Source organism: Salmonella sp. 741265055_HSA (assembly GCF_046569525.1).
Lineage (GTDB): Bacteria > Pseudomonadota > Gammaproteobacteria > Enterobacterales > Enterobacteriaceae > Salmonella > Salmonella enterica.
This window is the reverse complement of the sequence record NZ_JBKFSQ010000010.1, coordinates 76,245-94,498: the sequence shown is the minus strand read 5'-3', so window position 1 is coordinate 94,498 and position 18,254 is coordinate 76,245. Positions and strand designations below refer to the sequence as shown.

Below are 18,254 nucleotides of genomic sequence, written 5' to 3'. Positions count from 1 at the left end.
ATTATGCCGATTACTATAGGGAATGGTTTTTTAAAAAGTGAAATCCTTATCAACTCCCCAAGGAATACGAAAGAAGCATGTTGCAAAGTTTTATGGGAAAAAATTAAAGACTTCTTTTTTTCTACTGGCAAAGCAAAAGCGGACAAGTGTCTACATGAGATGTTGTTTGCCGAACGCGCCCCCACACGAGAGCGGCTTACAGAGATCTTTTTTGAGTTAAAAGAGTTAGCCTGCGCATCGCAAAGAGATAGATTTCAGGTTCATAATCCTCATGAAAATGATGCCACTATTATTCTTCGCATCATAGATCAAAACGAAGAGAACGACTTGTTACGTATCACTCAAAATACCGATACCTTTAGCTGTGAAGTGATGGGGAATTTTTATTTTTTAATAAAAGATCGTCCGGATATTTTAAAATCGCATCCACAAATGACGGCCATGATTAATAGCAGATATAGCGAAATCGTAGGTTACCCCCTCCCTTCGACATTATGTCTCAATCTTGCTGGCGCGCCGACATTATCGGTTCCATTAGACAACATAGAGGGGTTTTTATATTCTGAATGGAGAAAAGGAAATTTAGATGAGTGGAAAACGCAAGAAAAGGCAACCTACCTGGCAGCGAAAATTCAGTCTGGGATTGAAAAGACAACGCGCATTTTACAGCATGCGAATATATCCGAAAGTACTCAGCAAAACGCATTTTTAGAAACAATGGCGATGTGTGGATTAAAACAGCTTGAAATACCACCACCGCATACCCACATACCTATTGAAAAAATGGTAAAAGAGGTTTTACTGGCGGATAAGACGTTTCAGGCGTTCCTCGTAACGGATCCCAGCACCAGCCAAAGTATGTTAGCTGAGATAATCGAAGCCATCTCTGATCAGGTTTTTCACGCCATTTTTAGAATAGACCCCCAGGCTATACAAAAAATGGCGGAAGAACAGTTAACCACGCTACACGTTCGCTCAGAACAACAAAGCGGCTGTTTATGTTGTTTTTTATAAAATCAGACGACGCTTTCTCAGACGTCACGTTCAGGGGTTACTCACGTACTCCATGTTTGCCTACAGAGTAACCTCTTGCCTGGCGCAATAATGCCGCATATGACCGGATCGGATGAGAATAGCCATTTAAATGGCCTTTTTTTCCCGCTCGTCTGGCAATTTGTTGTAAAATTCGCGGTTTCAAGCGGCAGCTTGCTTCTCTCTGGCTGCTGATAACCGCGAGACGTTTTGGAGAGATTTTGGAGAAGAGAAAAAATTGATCATTTTCAATACTCTAAAAGCACCCCATCCTCTGAATAAGAAGGTGGAACTTGAATGATCGGTCGGCTGCTCCGTGGCGGTTTCATGACTGCCATCTATGCGTATCTGTATATTCCCATCATTATTCTGATTGTGAACTCCTTCAACAGTTCGCGGTTCGGCATTAACTGGCAGGGTTTTACCACTAAATGGTACGAACTACTGGTCAATAACGACAGTCTGTTGCAGGCCGCTCAACATTCACTGACGATGGCTATTTTCTCAGCGACCTTCGCCACGTTGATTGGCTCGTTAACCGCGGTGGCGCTTTATCGCTACCGCTTTCGCGGGAAGCCATTCGTCAGCGGGATGCTGTTTGTGGTGATGATGTCGCCGGATATCGTGATGGCGATCTCCCTGCTGGTGCTGTTTATGTTGCTCGGCATTCAACTGGGCTTTTGGTCGTTGCTGTTCTCGCACATCACCTTTAGCCTGCCGTTTGTGGTCGTCACGGTCTATTCGCGCCTGAAAGGCTTTGATGTCAGAATGCTGGAAGCCGCAAAAGACCTGGGGGCCAGTGAGGTAACGATTTTACGCAAAATCATTCTGCCGCTGGCGATGCCGGCAGTGGCGGCGGGCTGGTTGCTGAGCTTTACGTTGTCGATGGACGATGTGGTGGTCTCGTCGTTTGTCACCGGGCCGGGCTATGAAATTTTACCCTTAAAGATTTATTCCATGGTAAAAGTCGGCGTTTCACCAGAAGTGAACGCGCTGGCGACCGTTTTATTGGTGCTGTCTCTGGTAATGGTCATTGCCAGCCAGCTTATTGCTCGTGATAAAACCAAGGGCCGATAAGGCCCGTAATTCAGGGGACGTTAAATGAAAAAATGGTCACGCCACCTGCTCGCGGCGGGCGCCCTGGCGCTGGGTATGAGTGCCGCTCATGCCTCCGACAACGACACGCTCTATTTCTATAACTGGACTGAGTATGTACCGCCGGGCTTGCTGGAACAGTTCACTAAAGAGACAGGCATTAAGGTGATTTATTCGACCTACGAGTCAAACGAAACCATGTATGCCAAACTCAAAACCTATAAAGATGGCGCGTATGACCTAGTTGTTCCTTCTACATACTATGTCGACAAAATGCGCAAAGAAGGCATGATCCAGAAGATCGATAAGTCGAAATTAACCAATTTCCACAACCTCGATCCGGAAATGCTCAACAAACCGTTTGACCCCAACAACGATTATTCTGTTCCGTATATCTGGGGCGCAACGGCGATTGGCGTGAACAGCGATGCTATCGATCCAAAAACCATTACCAGCTGGGCTGACTTGTGGAAACCGGAATATAAAAACAGCCTGCTTTTAACCGACGATGCGCGAGAAGTCTTCCAGATGGCGCTGCGCAAGCTAGGTTATTCCGGTAACACCACCGATCCGAAAGAGATCGAAGCGGCATATGAAGAGTTGAAAAAACTGATGCCGAACGTAGCGGCCTTCAACTCCGATAATCCGGCGAATCCGTATATGGAAGGGGAAGTCAACCTGGGGATGGTGTGGAACGGTTCGGCCTTCGTTGCTCGTCAGGCTGGCACGCCGCTGGAGGTCGTCTGGCCGAAGGAAGGCGGTATTTTCTGGATGGACAGCCTGGCTATTCCGGCGAATGCGAAGAATAAAGAGGGCGCGCTGAAGCTAATCAACTTCCTGCTGCGTCCTGACGTCGCGAAAGAGGTGGCAGAAACCATCGGCTACCCTACCCCCAACCTGGCGGCGCGTAAGCTGTTAAGCCCGGAGGTCGCCAATGATAAATCGCTCTATCCGGATGCGCAAACCATCAGCAAAGGCGAGTGGCAAAACGATGTCGGCGACGCCAGCGCCATTTATGAAGAGTATTATCAGAAGCTAAAAGCAGGACGCTAATTCAGCCAAAGCGCCTGTCGGGCCTACAGATGAACGTAACGTAAAATGTAGGCCGGATAAGGCGTTACCGGGCAAACAGCACTACAGCCCTTTCAGGAATTTATCAACAAATTCCGGCACAACCTGGCTTGCCGGGCCGTAGTGCTTCTCTTCAAACTCGCTGCCGACCTGGCTTGGCTCAAGATTCAGTTCCACCGTATGTGCGCCGTGCAGTTTTGCTTCATGCACAAAACCCGCAGCCGGATAGACATGACCGGATGTGCCAATGGCGATAAAAATATCCGCCATCGACAGCGCCATATAAATTTCATCCATGCCAAGCGGCATCTCGCCAAACCACACCACGTGCGGACGTAGCGGCGCCGGGAACTGACAGCAGTGACATTTATCTTCCGGCATCACATCGCCGTTCCATTCCAGAATCTGGCCGCTTTGCGAACAGCGCACCTTCAACAGCTCGCCATGCATATGAATGATGTTGCGGTTGCCCGCGCGTTCATGCAAATTGTCGATGTTTTGCGTCACCAGCAAAAAGCGATCGCCAAGCGCTTCTTCAAGCTTCGCTAACGCCAGATGCGCCGCATTGGGTTGTATTTCTGGCTGTTGAAGCTGCTGACGGCGGGCATTATAAAATGTCTGCACCAGCCCCGGATTACGGGCGAATCCTTCCGGCGTCGCCACATCTTCAACCCGATGCTCTTCCCAAAGGCCATCCGCCGCGCGAAACGTACGAATACCAGACTCTGCAGAAATTCCTGCACCTGTAAGGACTAATACTCTTGGGTTTTCCACCATTTCCGGTACCACTCTGTCTCTGAAAAAGATCCGCTGGCGCAGACGTTCACGCAACAGACGTTTATTTTTACGAAAGCGGCTTAATCGATGAAACCGACGCGACTGCATAACAACCTCTTTTTTTGATTAGTCGGTAAGATGTAAAAAAGCAGCGCCGCGCATCCCACCAGCATCCCCATGCCGCGCACGCTCAATGCGCGGCGCGCGAGCAACAGGGAGGAGATGGCGCGGCAGTCTTTCCGCCAGTTGCGTTGTTATTGCCGTAAAGTTCGATAGTCCGCCGCCGATCACCAACAAATCGGGATCGACAATCGTCAGTATATTCCCCAGACAAACCGCCAGTAAATCCAGATAGCGCTCAACATGCGCGCGTGCGTGCTCATCGCCCTGCTCCCACAACGCGATAATCTCCGGCGCCTGCAGCGATTGATGATAATAATGCTGATATAGCCACGCAAACCCGCGCCCGGACAAATAATTCTCAATGCAGCCCATCTGACCGCATCCACAACGGCGGAGAGGAAAATCAAACCCCATCAACGTTAGCGCGTCAACCGGCAAACGCATATGACCAAACTCGCCGGTGATATAGCTCTGACCGGTAATCGGCTTCCCATTTAGCACCAGGCCACCGCCGACGCCGGTGCCGAGGATAAGCCCCATAACCAAAGGATATTGCGTGAATTCATCATCCCAGGCTTCGGACAAGGCAAAACAGTTAGCGTCATTGTCCAGACGCACATCGCGATCCAGTCGGGCGCTGAGATCGGCGCGCAATGGCTTACCGCTGGCTGCCGGGACATTCGCGGCGTACAGCGTGCCATCTTCGGTTTCCGGCATACCGGGTATGCCAATCCCTACCGACCCTTTTACGCCAAATCGCTGGTCGGCTTCCGCGACCAGTTCGCACACAGCGTCTAAAAAGGCGCTATAGCTGGTATGGGGCGTGGGAACCCGTTTTTCCCACTGCAGCCGCCGCGTTGAGTCAAATACGCCTAACGCAATCTTTGTTCCGCCAATGTCAAACCCGTAATACATCACCGCTCCTTGTTTTTATATCCCGCGATTACTGGCCGCTCAATACTCGCGCAGGGTCAATGTTGCTCGCCCGCCGCGCCGGATACCAGCTCGCCAGTAAGCTTAACAACAACGCCGTGACCAGTACGTAAACAACGTCCAGCCAATGTAATTCGGATGGCAGGAAGTCGATAAAATAGATATCGCCGGACAAAAACTGATGCCCGATCGCCTTTTCAATCCCATTAATAATGGCGGTAAGCTGAAGCGAAACGACAACGCCGATCGCCACGCCAATCAAGCTGCCCAGCAAGCCCGCCAGTAGCCCGTACCAGACGAAAATGGCACGAATCAAACCATCTTTCGCCCCCAGCGTTCTTAATACCGCAATGTCGCCACTTTTGTCTTTTACCGCCATCACTAAGGTGGAAACAATATTAAAACAGGCCACGCCGATCACCAGAATCATCGCCAGATACATAATGGCGCGAATCATCTGGATATCGCGATACATATAGCCGTAGGTGCCGATCCAGCTCTTAATGTAGACATAGCTGTTAGTCACCTCACCCGCGTCACGCACCAGTTTGTTCGCATTAAACACGTCATGGACTTTAAGCGCGATACCGGAAACGCTGGACCCCATATCCAGATACTGCTGCGCATCCTCAAGCGGGATCATGGCGAAGCTGTGATCGAGCTGGCCGCTCAGTTGCAGAATCCCGATGACATGCAAACGCACGCGTTTGGGCTGGAGCAGCTTATGGTCGGCATTCGCATTGGGGATCATGATGGACACCCAGTCGCCCTGTTTCACGTTCAGCGCATCGGCGACGCCTTTGCCGATAATGATCTGCTGCTCGCCCGCTTTGAAATGATCCCAGGCGTGATTTTGCACAAATGACGGTAACGCGCTAAGCTGCTGCTCTTGCTTAGGGTCGACGCCTTTAACCTGAATGGCGCGCAAATTCGCCCCGCTCTCTACCAGGCCGGTAAAATTGATATACGGCGCGGCGGCGGCAATACCCGGCACCTTCTGCACTTTTGCCAGCGCTTCACGCCAGTTGGTCCACGGCTGATTGACCGCTTCAATCTCCCCGTGTGGAACCACCGCCAGAATACGGTTATTCAACTCGCGTTCGAAACCGTTCATCGCGCTTAAACCGACAATCAATACCGCCACGCCCAGCGCGATACCGATGGTAGAAATGACGGAAATGAGCGAAACCATACCGCCGCGCCGCCGTCCACGGCTAAAACGCAAGCCAATTAACAATGATAAAGGCGACGCCATTACTCAGCCCCCATCAGGCTCAGTTCCGCCGTCAGGCGACCATCGCGCATCTCAAGCTGGCGGCTCATACGTTTCGCCAGTTGCAAATCGTGAGTCACCACCAGAAACGCGGTTCCCTGCAGACGATTTAACTCGCCCAGAAGCTCAAAAATACTGTCGGCATTACGCGCATCCAGATTACCGGTCGGCTCATCCGCCAGTACCAGACGCGGGTTATTCACCAACGCGCGCGCTATCGCGACACGCTGGCGCTCACCGCCGGAAAGTTCCGAAGGTCGATGGGTTGCGCGATGCTCCAGCCCTACGGCGTGCAGCATTTCTCGCGCCCGAGCGTCAATCTCCGCCGGTTTCTTTTTGCCAATTAATAATGGCATCGCCACGTTTTCCAGCGCCGTAAAATCCGGCAGGAGATGATGAAACTGATAGATAAACCCCAGTTTCTGGTTACGTAATTCCGCTTTTGCCGCAGAAGAGAGTTTGCTCATCGGCTGGCCGCTAAAAATCACATCGCCGGAGGTGGGCGTATCCAGCCCGCCTAACAGGTGCAGCAACGTACTTTTACCCGAACCGGAACTGCCGACGATCGCCATCATTTCGCCTTCGCCGATACTGAAGCTGACATCGTGCAACACGTCGGTTTGTACGGTGCCTTCCTGATAGCGTTTGCACAGGTTGTCGCATTGCAACAGGATCTTATTCATAACGTAAAGCCTCAGCGGGTTGAGTGGCGGCAGCGCGCCAGGAAGGATAAAGCGTAGAAAGCAGCGCGATGGCCATTGCCACCAGCGCGATAACGATCACCTGTAACGGCTCTATCGCCACGGGCAACGCAGCGCCATCCAGAAACGCGCCAATGATCGGCATCAGGTTATTCAGTTGGCTGGCAAGCAATGCGCCCAGCGCGGCGCCCAACAGCGCGCCGATAATCCCGGCGCTGGCGCCCTGCACCATAAAGACCATCATAATTTGTCGCGGCGTCAGCCCTTGAGTTTGTAAAATCGCCACTTCGCCCTGCTTCTCCATGACCATCAGGCCCAACGAAGTAATAATGTTAAAAGCCGCGACCGCCACGATGAGGCTCAGCAACAATCCCATCATGTTCTTTTCCATGCGCACCGCCTGGAACAACTCGCCTTTGCGTTCGCGCCAGTCCTGCCACTTCGTGCCTTGCGGCAGCGTCTGTTGGCTGAGGGTATCGACTTGCAGCGGTTCATCCAGCCACAGACGCCAGCCAGTAATATTGCCTGCCGGATAGCGCATTAAACGCGACGCGTCCTGAATATTGACCAGCATTTCATAGCCATCGACCTCGCTATTGGCGGCAAATGTGCCAATCACCGTAAACAGACGCTGGCTGGGCAGGCGTCCCATTGGCGTAAACTGGCTGGCAGATGGCACCATTAGCCGAATCTGATCGCCGCGGTTGACCCCTAACTGTCCGGCGAGCTGCTCGCCGAGGATGACATTATACTTACCCGGCTGTAATTCGCTTTGCTTCACATTGACCAGATACGGCGTTAACGGATCTTTTTGCGCCGGATCGATACCCAACATCACGCCAACCGCAACGCTACGTGCGCTTTGCAGTACGACATCGCCCGTCGTCAGCGGCGCAATACGGTTAACGCCTTGCAGATTCACCGATTTTTCCGGCATCTGATTCGGGTTAAGAGAACCATGTTCAGCAGAGAGGATGGCCTGAGGCATCAAACCAAGAATGTTATTTTGCAGTTCGCGCTCAAAACCGTTCATCACCGACAATACCGTGACCAGCGCCATCACCCCCAGGGTAATGCCGATAGTGGAAAGCCAGGAAACGAAGCGACCGAAGCGATCTGCTGCACGCCCGCGCATGTAACGCAGGCCGATGAATAGAGCGACAGGTTGATACATGTAATCCGTCTGGTTGCTGTTAGCAAAGTCCCGAGTATATAAGCGAAAGCGGAATGCGTAAATGTCTGAACCGTAAGAGTTCGTCAGCGTTATTCTGAAAAAGGCCGACAAATCAAGTCACTTACATGTTCATACTTTACCTGTTCGGCGTGTGATCCGGCGGATTCAATTTGCTAATAAACAACGATCGCGGATAATAAAGAACATTGCTTATCAGTCATATGCCCCTGAATACCTGAGTCCTTCATGCTGTCCTGGCGCGCAGCCAACCATGAAGCAGCCTGAAGGGTGACGCGTAGAGTGCGGCGTAAAACAAAAAGAGATACTGACAACCGTTATGCCTGAAAAACAACGTTACACGCTGCCGACAAAAGCGGGCGATCAGCGCCAGTTGGGCGAACTTACCGGTGCCGCCTGCGCTACGCTGGTGGCGGAGATAGCCGAACGCCATGCCGGTCCGGTGGTACTCATAGCGCCTGACATGCAAAATGCTCTGCGATTGCATGATGAAATCCGCCAGTTTACCGATCAGATGATGATGAACCTGGCGGACTGGGAAACGCTACCGTATGACAGCTTCTCCCCGCATCAGGAAATTATCTCTTCGCGCCTGTCCACGCTCTACCAGTTGCCGTCGATGCAGCGCGGCGTCTTGATTGTACCGGTAAACACCCTGATGCAGCGCGTTTGTCCGCATAGCTATCTGCATGGTCATGCGCTGGTGATGAAAAAAGGCCAGCGGCTGTCCCGCGACGCTCTGCGCGCGCAGCTTGACAGCGCCGGTTATCGGCATGTCGATCAGGTGATGGAGCATGGCGAATACGCGACGCGCGGCGCGCTGTTGGATCTCTTTCCGATGGGCAGCGAACAGCCTTATCGCCTCGACTTTTTTGATGATGAAATCGACAGCCTGCGTCTGTTTGACGCGGATACCCAACGTACGCTGGAGGAAGTCGAGGCCATCAATTTGTTGCCCGCGCACGAATTTCCTACCGACAAAGCCGCTATTGAGCTTTTCCGTAGCCAGTGGCGCGATACCTTTGAGGTAAAACGCGACGCCGAGCACATCTATCAGCAGGTCAGCAAAGGCACTCTGCCCGCCGGGATCGAATACTGGCAACCGCTCTTTTTCAGCGAACCATTACCGCCATTATTTAGCTATTTCCCCGCCAATACTCTGGTGGTAAATACCGGCTCGCTGGAAACCAGCGCCGAACGCTTTCAGGCCGATACGCTGGCGCGTTTTGAAAATCGCGGCGTCGATCCTATGCGCCCGCTTTTGCCGCCGGAAGCCCTCTGGCTACGGGTAGATGAGCTCTTTTCCGAGCTTAAACGCTGGCCTCGCCTCCAGCTTAAAACCGACCATCTGCCGGAAAAAGCCGCCAATACCAATCTTGGTTTCCAGAAATTACCGGATTTGGCTATCCAGGCACAGCAGAAAGCGCCGCTGGACGCGCTGCGTAAGTTCCTTGAATCTTTCAGCGGTCCGGTGATTTTTTCTGTGGAAAGCGAAGGACGCCGCGAAGCTCTGGGAGAGCTCCTGGCCCGCATAAAAATCGCGCCGAAGCGAATTTTACGCCTGGACGAGGCGCAGGATGCGGGACGCTATCTGATGATTGGCGCCGCAGAACATGGCTTTATCGACACCCAACGCAATCTGGCGCTGATTTGTGAAAGCGATCTCCTGGGTGAACGGGTCGCGCGTCGCCGCCTGGATTCCCGCCGTACGATCAACCCGGATACGTTGATTCGTAACCTGGCGGAACTCCACGTCGGTCAACCGGTAGTGCATCTGGAGCACGGCGTCGGACGCTATGCCGGCATGACCACTCTGGAGGCTGGCGGCATCAAGGGTGAGTATCTGATGCTCACCTACGCCAATGACGCCAAACTGTATGTGCCGGTTTCCTCATTGCATCTGATTAGCCGCTATGCCGGCGGCGCGGAAGAAAGTGCGCCGCTGCATAAACTGGGCGGCGACGCCTGGTCGCGCGCCCGGCAGAAAGCGGCGGAAAAAGTGCGCGATGTCGCAGCGGAACTGTTGGATATTTATGCGCAACGGGCGGCAAAAGAGGGTTTTGCCTTTAAGCATGATCGTGAGCAGTATCAGTTATTCTGCGACAGCTTCCCATTTGAAACGACGCCCGATCAGGCACAGGCGATTAACGCCGTATTGAGCGATATGTGCCAACCGCTGGCGATGGACAGGCTGGTGTGCGGCGACGTCGGCTTCGGCAAAACCGAAGTGGCGATGCGCGCCGCGTTCCTGGCAGTGGAAAACCATAAACAAGTAGCGGTACTGGTGCCGACCACGCTGCTGGCGCAGCAACACTATGACAACTTCCGCGACCGTTTCGCCAACTGGCCGGTACGCATTGAGATGCTGTCCCGCTTTCGCAGCGCCAAAGAGCAGACGCAAATCCTGGCGGAAGCCGCCGAGGGTAAGATCGATATTCTGATCGGTACGCATAAACTGCTACAAAGCGATGTGAAGCTGCGCGACCTCGGCCTGCTGATTGTCGATGAAGAGCACCGTTTCGGCGTGCGCCACAAAGAGCGAATTAAGGCGATGCGCGCCGATGTCGATATTCTGACGCTCACGGCGACGCCGATCCCGCGGACGCTGAATATGGCGATGAGCGGTATGCGCGATCTCTCCATTATCGCCACTCCCCCTGCCCGTCGTCTGGCGGTAAAAACCTTTGTCCGCGAGTATGATAGCCTGGTAGTAAGGGAAGCGATTCTGCGTGAAATCCTGCGCGGCGGTCAGGTTTACTATTTGTACAATGACGTCGAAAATATTCAGAAAGCCGCAGAGCGGCTGGCGGAACTGGTGCCGGAAGCGCGAATCGCTATAGGCCACGGGCAGATGCGCGAACGTGAGCTGGAACGGGTCATGAACGATTTCCATCATCAACGTTTTAACGTGCTGGTGTGTACTACCATTATCGAAACGGGGATCGACATCCCCACCGCTAACACGATCATCATTGAACGCGCGGATCATTTCGGCCTCGCGCAGTTGCACCAGTTGCGCGGCCGCGTAGGGCGCTCGCACCACCAGGCCTACGCCTGGCTATTGACGCCACATCCTAAGGCCATGACCACCGATGCGCAAAAGCGGCTGGAGGCGATTGCGTCGCTGGAGGATTTAGGCGCCGGGTTTGCACTGGCGACCCACGACCTGGAGATCCGCGGCGCGGGCGAACTGCTTGGCGAAGAGCAAAGCGGCTCAATGGAAACCATCGGCTTCTCACTCTACATGGAACTGCTGGAAAACGCCGTTGATGCGCTGAAAGCAGGCCGCGAACCCTCGCTGGAAGATCTCACCAGTCAGCAAACGGAAGTCGAGCTGCGAATGCCGTCGTTACTGCCGGATGATTTTATTCCGGATGTTAATACCCGGCTGTCATTCTATAAACGCATTGCCAGCGCGAAGAATGAAAACGAGCTGGAAGAGATCAAAGTGGAATTGATCGATCGCTTCGGCCTGCTGCCCGATCCGGCGCGTAATCTGCTGGATATCGCCCGCCTGCGCCAACAGGCGCAAAAGCTCGGCATCCGAAAACTGGAGGGTAACGAGAAAGGCGGAACGATTGAGTTCGCCGAGAAAAACCACGTTGACCCCGCCTGGCTTATCGGGTTGCTGCAAAAACAGCCGCAGCATTTCCGTCTGGATGGTCCGACGCGCCTCAAGTTTATTCAGGATTTAAGCGAACGTAAAACGCGTATAGACTGGGTACGCCAGTTTATGCAGCAACTGGAAGAAAACGCTATTGCATAAGCGTCAGGCCGGGCGTCATTACTCTGCGTCCGGCCTAATCTTTACAAACTCTTTGCACTTCCCTGCAGTTCCAGACACAGCCAGCCGCCATAATTCTTATTTCCTCTTTTATAAAAATAACCACATAATAATCATGGGTTTATTATAATGTTCAACAATACGCGACTCTCTCGCTGGTGGGCGTTGCTTGCGCTTACCGCAACCATCATGCTTGCCCTTCCCGCGCAGGCGAATACGTGGCCTCTTCCGCCCCCCGGCAGTCGACTGGTGGGAGAAAATAAATTCCATGTCGTTGAAGACGACGGCGGCTCGCTGGAGGCGATCGCCAAAAAATATAACGTGGGCTTTTTAGCCCTGTTACAGGCCAACCCCGGCATTGATCCTTACGTGCCACGCGCAGGCAGCGTGCTGACGATTCCGCTGCAAACGCTGCTACCGGACGCGCCACGTGAAGGTATCGTCATTAACCTCGCGGAATTACGGCTTTACTATTATCAACCGGGGAAAAATACGGTCACGGTCTACCCTATCGGGATTGGCCAACTGGGCGGCGATACCCTGACGCCAACGATGGTGACGACCATTTCGGATAAACGCGCCAATCCAACCTGGACGCCGACCGCCAATATTCGCGCCCGTTATAAAGCGCAAGGTATCGATCTCCCCGCCGTGGTGCCTGCCGGTCCCGATAACCCAATGGGGCATCACGCGATTCGTTTAGCGGCCTACGGCGGCGTCTATCTGTTACATGGCACGAATGCCGATTTTGGCATTGGTATGCGCGTCAGTTCCGGCTGTATCCGTCTGCGCGACGGTGATATAGAGACATTGTTCCGTCAGGTCACGCCGGGAACCAAAGTGAATATAATCAATACGCCGATTAAAGCCTCGGTGGAATCAGGCGGCGTGCGACTGGTGGAAGTTCATCAGCCGCTGTCTAAAAATATAGGCGACGATCCGCAGGTGCTGCCGATTGTGCTGAATGGCCCGATGCAGACCTTTAAGGACGCGCCGCAGACCGACGCCGCGGTGATGGAACATGTTATGGAAGTGCGCTCCGGAATGCCGGTAGATGTAACCCGTCAATCAGAGGCGAAACCGCAGTCGCTGTAAGCGTGAATAGCTGACCGACAAAAAAGCCTCGCTATGCATCGCGAGGCTTTCTCTTTTTATTGTGGCAATCGCAGCGGCATTAATGAGGGTTAATGCTTACTTATAGATTACCGCCGTACCGTGAAGGGTATTCGGGCCGGTAACAGAGGTAATACGGAAAGACTTCGCCCCCATCTCCTGCGCTTTTTGCGCCAGCTGATCTTCCAGCGAGCCCAGATTCGTGCCGCCATTCGCGGAAATGGTGCCGAACTTCTGTTGACCTTCTGGCGTTGCCTGAACTTCAACGGCGGCGAAGCTGGCGAATGAGAGCGAACTCAGTACCACAGCAGCGATGAGGGTTTTTACGTTTTTCATAGTGATGACCTTTAGCAGATGAATGGGTGTCGTAAGTATTAACTTAACGATCGATAAGTTAATCATAGATGTGATCTACATCACACGTCAACTTTTTTTATAATGATCGTTATATAATTTATAAAGATGTTATTTTTCATGTGAATAGAATTGATTTATTTTTCTAATGAATACTCTGGAGCCAGAAGTGGTTTGTTTTTATAATAGAGAGACCGCTCTTTAAACAGGTACAACGGCATCATGACAACGGATACCACGAGTTGCGCGAAGAAAAGCCGTGGCCGACCAAAAGTGTTCGACAGGGAAGCCGCGCTTGATAAGGCCATGACTCTCTTCTGGCAGCACGGCTATGAAGCAACTTCGCTTGCCGATCTCGTAGAGGCTACCGGGGCGAAAGCGCCTACTCTCTATGCGGAATTCACTAACAAAGAAGGATTATTTCGCGCTGTCCTGGATCGCTACATCACTCGCTTTGCCTCAAAGCACGAAGCCCAGCTCTTTTGTGAAGAGAAAAGCGTGGAATCGGCGCTGGAAGATTACTTCACACAAATTGCCGCCTGCTTTACCAGTACAGACACGCCGGCTGGCTGCTTTATGATTAATACGTCCGCCACCCTCGCCGCCTCCTCGCGCGATATCGCCCGCACGGTAAAATCACGCCACGCCATGCAGGAACAGACGCTCATCCAGTTTCTGCGCCAACGTCAGGAGCGCGGTGAAATTCCGGCGCACTGTAACCCGCAGGCGCTCGCGGAATATATAAACTGTATTTTACAGGGAATGTCGATCAGCGCCCGTGAGGGAGCCACTTTCGAACAACTGATGCAAATTACGCGTACGACTCTGCGCATCTGGCCTGAACTGCTCAAGCCCTGAACAACGCGGCTTCGGATAAAAAAAAGCCCCTCAGCCTGAGCGAATGAGGGGCTAACTTGCAGAGTACAGCTTTTTTATGCTTTGTTATTCAGAACCAGTTGGCCATTGCCGTCGAGGGGAATTTGCGTTCCGGGGTCTTTATCCATGCGGATTTTGCCCTGCTGATCGCCAATTTTGTAGGTCACGTCGTAGCCAAGCATCTTTTCAGATTTGTCATACACCGTCTTACAGCGTTGCTGCGTGGTAGTGTAGGTATCACTTTCCTGCATTGATCCCTGGATTTGATTGCCAGCATAACCGCCGCCCAGCGCCCCGACGACCGTCGCCACATCTTTACCACGACCGCCGCCAAATTGATGTCCAATCACGCCGCCTGCTACTGCGCCAAGCACCGAGCCGGCAATACGGTTTTCGTCCTGAACCGGTCTGCGATGCGTGACCGTGACATTACGGCACTCCTGACGCGGCGTTTTTACCGTCTCTTTAATCGGTTTAGCCGATATCACCTGCGCATATTGCGGACTACGATTAAATACGTTGAGACTGGCCACTGCCGCCACACCCAGCGCAGCCGCTACGCCAATCCCTATACCCGCCAACATTGATTTATTCACGGGAGCTCCTCCTTCGTTGCTATTGGTAACAATTTTGCAACCAGTATGTGAACAAAGCCAATCGGAATGAGGATGAAAAATGCGGGATGAGGCGGTAAAGCTGAAGGATTCGGACAACTCCGAAGCGAGTGATGGAGAAGCGCTCACCGGCGCGAGCAGCCGGTGAGGCGCAGAAAAATTAATGCAGTTTCAGGCGCGGACGAATGACGCGGTTAATACTGCCCACCAGCATCATCAGGCCGGTTTTAAAATATCCATGCAGCGCTATCTGGTGCATACGGTATAGCGAGATATACACGAAGCGGGCGATACGTCCTTCAATCATCATTGAACCGCGGGTCAGGTTCCCCATCAGACTACCCACGGTAGAGAAGTTGGACAGGGAGACCAGCGAACCATGGTCTTTATACTGGTAAGCTTTCAGCGGTTTGCCATTCATCTGCGCCAGAATGTTATTCATTGCGCAGGTAGCCATCTGATGCGCCGCCTGAGCGCGAGGCGGCACAAAACCTCCCTCCGGACGTGCGCAGGAAGCGCAGTCGCCAATCGCATAAATATCAGGATCGCGCGTGGTTTGCAGCGTCGGTTCCACCACCAGTTGGTTAATGCGGTTCGTTTCCAGACCACCAATCTCTTTCATAAAATCTGGCGCTTTGATACCCGCCGCCCACACCATCAGATCGGCCTGAATATATTCACCTTCTTTCGTATGCAGACCGCCTTCGTCGGCGCTGGTGACCATAGTTTGCGTCAGCACGCGAACGCCCAGTTTGGTCAGTTCATTATGCGCGGCGCTGGAGATACGCGGCGGCAACGCAGGCAGAATACGCTCGCCAGCCTCAACCAACGTCACGTTCAGCGCGTCGTTGGTCAGCCCCTTATAACCATAGCTATGCAACTGTTTTACCGCATTATGCAGTTCAGCCGACAGCTCAACCCCCGTCGCACCGCCGCCAACGATGGCGATATTGACCTTACCGTTCGCGCCCAGATTAGCCGAATACTTGAGGAACAGGTTCAGCATCTCCTGGTGAAAACGGCGCGCCTGATGCGGGTTATCGAGGAAGATACAGTGCTCTTTCACGCCTGGCGTGTTGAAATCATTAGAGGTGCTGCCCAGCGCCATCACCAGCGTGTCATACGCGATTTTGCGCTCCGGCACCAGCAGTTCGCCCTTTTCATCACGCAACTCGGCAATGGTGATGGTTTTCGCTTCGCGATCGATATCCATCACCGATCCCAGTTGGAACTGGAAACCATGATTACGCGCATGAGCCAGATAGCTCAGCGCATCCACGCCTTCGTCCAGAGAGCCAGTCGCCACTTCGTGCAGCAATGGTTTCCACAGATGGCTGTGATTTCGGTCTACCAGCGTGATTTTCGCTTTTTTCTTGCGCCCCAGTTTATGGCCTAACTGCGTCGCCATTTCCAGCCCGCCAGCGCCGCCGCCGACAATCACGATCCTTTTTAATGGTGTAGTCAACGTGACCCCCTTAAATTTATTAACCAATTGTTAATTAACAAGTTATTGCAATAGCCTTTAATTAACAACAAGTTACGTTAATGAGAATAAGCTTCTGATATGAGAATAGCATGAACGGTGCATTGGTCATACCAAAATTGATGTGCATCAAGTTTTCATGCTGAAAAGATAGACAGTTTGCGAGAATTGAGCATAAAAAAACCAGCCGCAAGGCTGGTTATCCGGTCACTAATAACGCCATATTGCCGGATGGCGTTATCCCAGCGTTTTAAACGCTTTGATACGTTGCAAGTGCGGCGAAATATTTTTGAATTTGTGAGTCTGTTCCTCATCCCACACAATTTCATAATACGGGTGAAGCGCTTGCGCTGAGCGTTGGCTGTCCAGCGCTTCGTCATGACGCGAGAGGATCACCAGACAACGATCGCGATTTTTTTCGCGAAAGTTGGTCACGCACTTTGTGGCGATGTCCGCATATTCTTCCGGGCGATCGATTTTCCCCTCCATGTTTTCATAGGGGAACAAGTTCGGGTTAAAAACCACCTGACGGATATCGCACAAAAAGCCAATCCGCTCCGCCCAGTAACCGCCCAGCCCCACGCCACAGATTAAAGGGCGATCGTCCACATTCAACTGCAACATTTTGTCCACTTCTTTCAGCAGATGCTGCATATCGTGCTTAGGATGCCGCGTACTGTAGCTTACCAGCCGGACATCCGGATCGATAAACTGTAATTGCAACACTTTCTCATGGTTGCCCGGACTATTTGAATCAAAACCGTGTAAATAAATAATCATCTGGCACCCTCACGAAAACTCGAGTTAATGACCTGCTTTTTCTTCCTGCCAGCGTTCATGTAACTGATTGAGCTGGGCGCTGGCTGTTTTCCAGCGTGCTGAGTCCATGAGCTCCCGGCGTGAAAATGAACCTTTATGATACAAACGTGTAACACGTTCTGCTTTGATCGGCGACAGATTATCCAGCACGCTGACTGCGCCATTACGATTATTGCAGACCAGAATCATATCACAACCCGCATCCAGCGACGCCTGAGCGCGCTCAGCATAGCTGCCCATAATCGCCGCGCCCTCCATCGACAGATCGTCGGAGAAAATGACGCCGTCAAAGCCTAACTCCTGACGTAGTACCGTTTTCAGCCAGTACGGCGAACCGCTTGCCGGACGCGGATCGATAGCGCGGTAGATCACGTGGGCAGGCATAATCGCATCCAGTTTATTCTCGCTAATCAGCGTGCGGAACACCGACATATCTTTACCACGAATGTCCGTTTCAGGACGTGGATCGCACGGCGTCTCTTTGTGGGAGTCCGCCGTGACCGCGCCGTGGCCGGGGAAATGCTTACCGGTCGTTTTCATCCCGGCGTCATGCATGCCGTCAATAAAGCGTGTTGCCATTGCCAACGCTTTTGCGGGATCGGCATGATAAGAACGCTCGCCAATTGCCGCGCTGATATGCCCGACGTCCAGCACTGGCGCAAAACTGATATCAATATCCATCGCGATCATTTCGCTGGCCATCAGCCACCCTGCCTCCTGCGCCAGTCGTCCCCCCTCTTCCAGCCCATGCAGCGCAAAAAAAGATTGCGCCGCGGGCAGGCGGGTAAACCCTTCACGGAAACGCTGTACGCGCCCGCCTTCCTGATCGACGGCCACCACCAGATGGTTACGCGATGCCGCCCGAATCTGGCGCACTAATTCGCGCAGCTGTTCCGGGTCATGGTAATTACGCGTGAACAGAATAAGCCCGCCAACCAGCGGATGCGCCAGTATCTCGCGCTCCTCCGCATCCAGCTCACATCCTTCGACATTCAACATTACTGGGCCCACACA

The 18,254-nt window shown here is 52.8% G+C and carries 16 protein-coding genes; 6 read left to right on the top strand and 10 right to left on the bottom strand.

Annotated features, from left to right (window positions below):
* Window positions 1-3: 3 nt before the first annotated feature.
* From sifA to potD, 3 genes are all read left to right on the top strand, one after another.
* Entirely contained in the window at window positions 4-1,014 is a 1,011-nt protein-coding gene (gene sifA / locus ACLD4K_RS08110) for an SPI-2 type III secretion system effector SifA (protein ID WP_411011665.1), read from the top strand.
* A gap of 315 nt (window positions 1,015-1,329) precedes the next feature.
* Window positions 1,330-2,109: a spermidine/putrescine ABC transporter permease PotC gene (gene potC / locus ACLD4K_RS08105; protein ID WP_000580299.1), complete on the top strand. Its 780-nt coding sequence runs from the start codon at window positions 1,330-1,332 to the stop codon at window positions 2,107-2,109.
* 24 nt (window positions 2,110-2,133) lie between these two features.
* The gene (potD, locus tag ACLD4K_RS08100; RefSeq protein ID WP_000759329.1) at window positions 2,134-3,180 is read left to right on the top strand and encodes a spermidine/putrescine ABC transporter substrate-binding protein PotD; all 1,047 of its coding nucleotides are present in this window, start codon (window positions 2,134-2,136) and stop codon (window positions 3,178-3,180) included.
* A gap of 81 nt (window positions 3,181-3,261) precedes the next feature.
* On the opposite strand, the gene cobB is transcribed toward potD, so the two are convergent.
* From cobB to lolC, 5 genes are read right to left on the bottom strand one after another with little or no spacing between them, the layout of a single operon-like run.
* The gene (gene cobB, locus ACLD4K_RS08095) at window positions 3,262-4,083 is read right to left on the bottom strand and encodes a Sir2 family NAD+-dependent deacetylase (RefSeq protein WP_183060525.1); all 822 of its coding nucleotides are present in this window, start codon (window positions 4,081-4,083) and stop codon (window positions 3,262-3,264) included.
* Between the two features lie 18 nt (window positions 4,084-4,101).
* Window positions 4,102-5,013, bottom strand: coding sequence for an N-acetylglucosamine kinase (gene nagK, locus ACLD4K_RS08090; RefSeq protein WP_183060527.1), 912 nt, complete (start codon window positions 5,011-5,013; stop codon window positions 4,102-4,104).
* Between the two features lie 28 nt (window positions 5,014-5,041).
* Window positions 5,042-6,286 (bottom strand): lipoprotein-releasing ABC transporter permease subunit LolE, encoded by a 1,245-nt coding sequence (lolE, locus tag ACLD4K_RS08085; protein WP_000168091.1) that lies wholly within the window; start codon window positions 6,284-6,286, stop codon window positions 5,042-5,044.
* Window positions 6,286-6,987: a lipoprotein-releasing ABC transporter ATP-binding protein LolD gene (gene lolD, locus ACLD4K_RS08080; protein ID WP_001033714.1), complete on the bottom strand. Its 702-nt coding sequence runs from the start codon at window positions 6,985-6,987 to the stop codon at window positions 6,286-6,288. The genes lolE and lolD overlap by 1 nt, the downstream gene beginning before the upstream one ends.
* The gene (lolC, locus tag ACLD4K_RS08075) at window positions 6,980-8,179 is read right to left on the bottom strand and encodes a lipoprotein-releasing ABC transporter permease subunit LolC (RefSeq protein WP_411011664.1); all 1,200 of its coding nucleotides are present in this window, start codon (window positions 8,177-8,179) and stop codon (window positions 6,980-6,982) included. Before lolC ends, lolD begins: the two co-directional genes overlap by 8 nt.
* A gap of 337 nt (window positions 8,180-8,516) precedes the next feature.
* Between lolC and mfd the strand changes: the two genes are divergently transcribed.
* Entirely contained in the window at window positions 8,517-11,963 is a 3,447-nt protein-coding gene (gene mfd / locus ACLD4K_RS08070; protein WP_411011663.1) for a transcription-repair coupling factor, read from the top strand.
* Between the two features lie 147 nt (window positions 11,964-12,110).
* Window positions 12,111-13,076: a L,D-transpeptidase family protein gene (locus ACLD4K_RS08065; protein ID WP_411011662.1), complete on the top strand. Its 966-nt coding sequence runs from the start codon at window positions 12,111-12,113 to the stop codon at window positions 13,074-13,076.
* A 96-nt stretch (window positions 13,077-13,172) separates the two neighbouring features.
* Here the strand turns inward: ACLD4K_RS08065 and bhsA are convergent, their stop codons facing one another.
* A complete protein-coding gene (gene bhsA, locus ACLD4K_RS08060) occupies window positions 13,173-13,430 on the bottom strand; it encodes a multiple stress resistance protein BhsA (protein ID WP_000800161.1) in 258 nt (85 codons plus the stop codon).
* Between the two features lie 240 nt (window positions 13,431-13,670).
* On the opposite strand from bhsA, the gene comR reads away from it, so the two are divergent.
* Complete coding sequence (gene comR / locus ACLD4K_RS08055) at window positions 13,671-14,306, top strand: TetR family copper-responsive transcriptional repressor ComR (protein ID WP_411011661.1); 636 nt, start codon at window positions 13,671-13,673, stop codon at window positions 14,304-14,306.
* Between the two features lie 74 nt (window positions 14,307-14,380).
* Here the strand turns inward: comR and ACLD4K_RS08050 are convergent, their stop codons facing one another.
* The 4 genes from ACLD4K_RS08050 to nagZ all read right to left on the bottom strand — a co-directional run bounded on the left by ACLD4K_RS08050 (window position 14,381) and on the right by nagZ (window position 18,251).
* On the bottom strand, window positions 14,381-14,920 hold the full coding sequence (locus ACLD4K_RS08050; RefSeq protein ID WP_183060533.1) for a glycine zipper 2TM domain-containing protein: 540 nt from the start codon (window positions 14,918-14,920) through the stop codon (window positions 14,381-14,383).
* Window positions 14,921-15,098: 178 nt separating this feature from the next.
* Window positions 15,099-16,403, bottom strand: coding sequence for an NADH-quinone dehydrogenase (ndh, locus tag ACLD4K_RS08045; protein WP_000211060.1), 1,305 nt, complete (start codon window positions 16,401-16,403; stop codon window positions 15,099-15,101).
* 255 nt (window positions 16,404-16,658) lie between these two features.
* The gene (gene ycfP / locus ACLD4K_RS08040) at window positions 16,659-17,201 is read right to left on the bottom strand and encodes an alpha/beta hydrolase YcfP (RefSeq protein ID WP_021000185.1); all 543 of its coding nucleotides are present in this window, start codon (window positions 17,199-17,201) and stop codon (window positions 16,659-16,661) included.
* Between the two features lie 24 nt (window positions 17,202-17,225).
* Window positions 17,226-18,251 carry a beta-N-acetylhexosaminidase gene (nagZ, locus tag ACLD4K_RS08035; RefSeq protein ID WP_411011660.1) on the bottom strand — a complete coding sequence of 342 codons (1,026 nt, stop codon included), beginning with the start codon at window positions 18,249-18,251 and terminating at the stop codon, window positions 17,226-17,228.
* Window positions 18,252-18,254 lie beyond the last annotated feature (3 nt).

Bases quoted from the DNA above. Each gene is read 5' to 3' on its own strand.
- sifA (WP_411011665.1), top strand. From the start codon at position 4: ATGCCGATTACTATAGGGAATGGTTTTTTAAAAAGTGAAATCCTTATC.
- potC (WP_000580299.1), top strand. From the start codon at position 1,330: ATGATCGGTCGGCTGCTCCGTGGCGGTTTCATGACTGCCATCTATGCG.
- potD (WP_000759329.1), top strand. From the start codon at position 2,134: ATGAAAAAATGGTCACGCCACCTGCTCGCGGCGGGCGCCCTGGCGCTG.
- cobB (WP_183060525.1), bottom strand. From the start codon at position 4,083: ATGCAGTCGCGTCGGTTTCATCGATTAAGCCGCTTTCGTAAAAATAAA.
- nagK (WP_183060527.1), bottom strand. From the start codon at position 5,013: ATGTATTACGGGTTTGACATTGGCGGAACAAAGATTGCGTTAGGCGTA.
- lolE (WP_000168091.1), bottom strand. From the start codon at position 6,286: ATGGCGTCGCCTTTATCATTGTTAATTGGCTTGCGTTTTAGCCGTGGA.
- lolD (WP_001033714.1), bottom strand. From the start codon at position 6,987: ATGAATAAGATCCTGTTGCAATGCGACAACCTGTGCAAACGCTATCAG.
- lolC (WP_411011664.1), bottom strand. From the start codon at position 8,179: ATGTATCAACCTGTCGCTCTATTCATCGGCCTGCGTTACATGCGCGGG.
- mfd (WP_411011663.1), top strand. From the start codon at position 8,517: ATGCCTGAAAAACAACGTTACACGCTGCCGACAAAAGCGGGCGATCAG.
- ACLD4K_RS08065 (WP_411011662.1), top strand. From the start codon at position 12,111: ATGTTCAACAATACGCGACTCTCTCGCTGGTGGGCGTTGCTTGCGCTT.
- bhsA (WP_000800161.1), bottom strand. From the start codon at position 13,430: ATGAAAAACGTAAAAACCCTCATCGCTGCTGTGGTACTGAGTTCGCTC.
- comR (WP_411011661.1), top strand. From the start codon at position 13,671: ATGACAACGGATACCACGAGTTGCGCGAAGAAAAGCCGTGGCCGACCA.
- ycfP (WP_021000185.1), bottom strand. From the start codon at position 17,201: ATGATTATTTATTTACACGGTTTTGATTCAAATAGTCCGGGCAACCAT.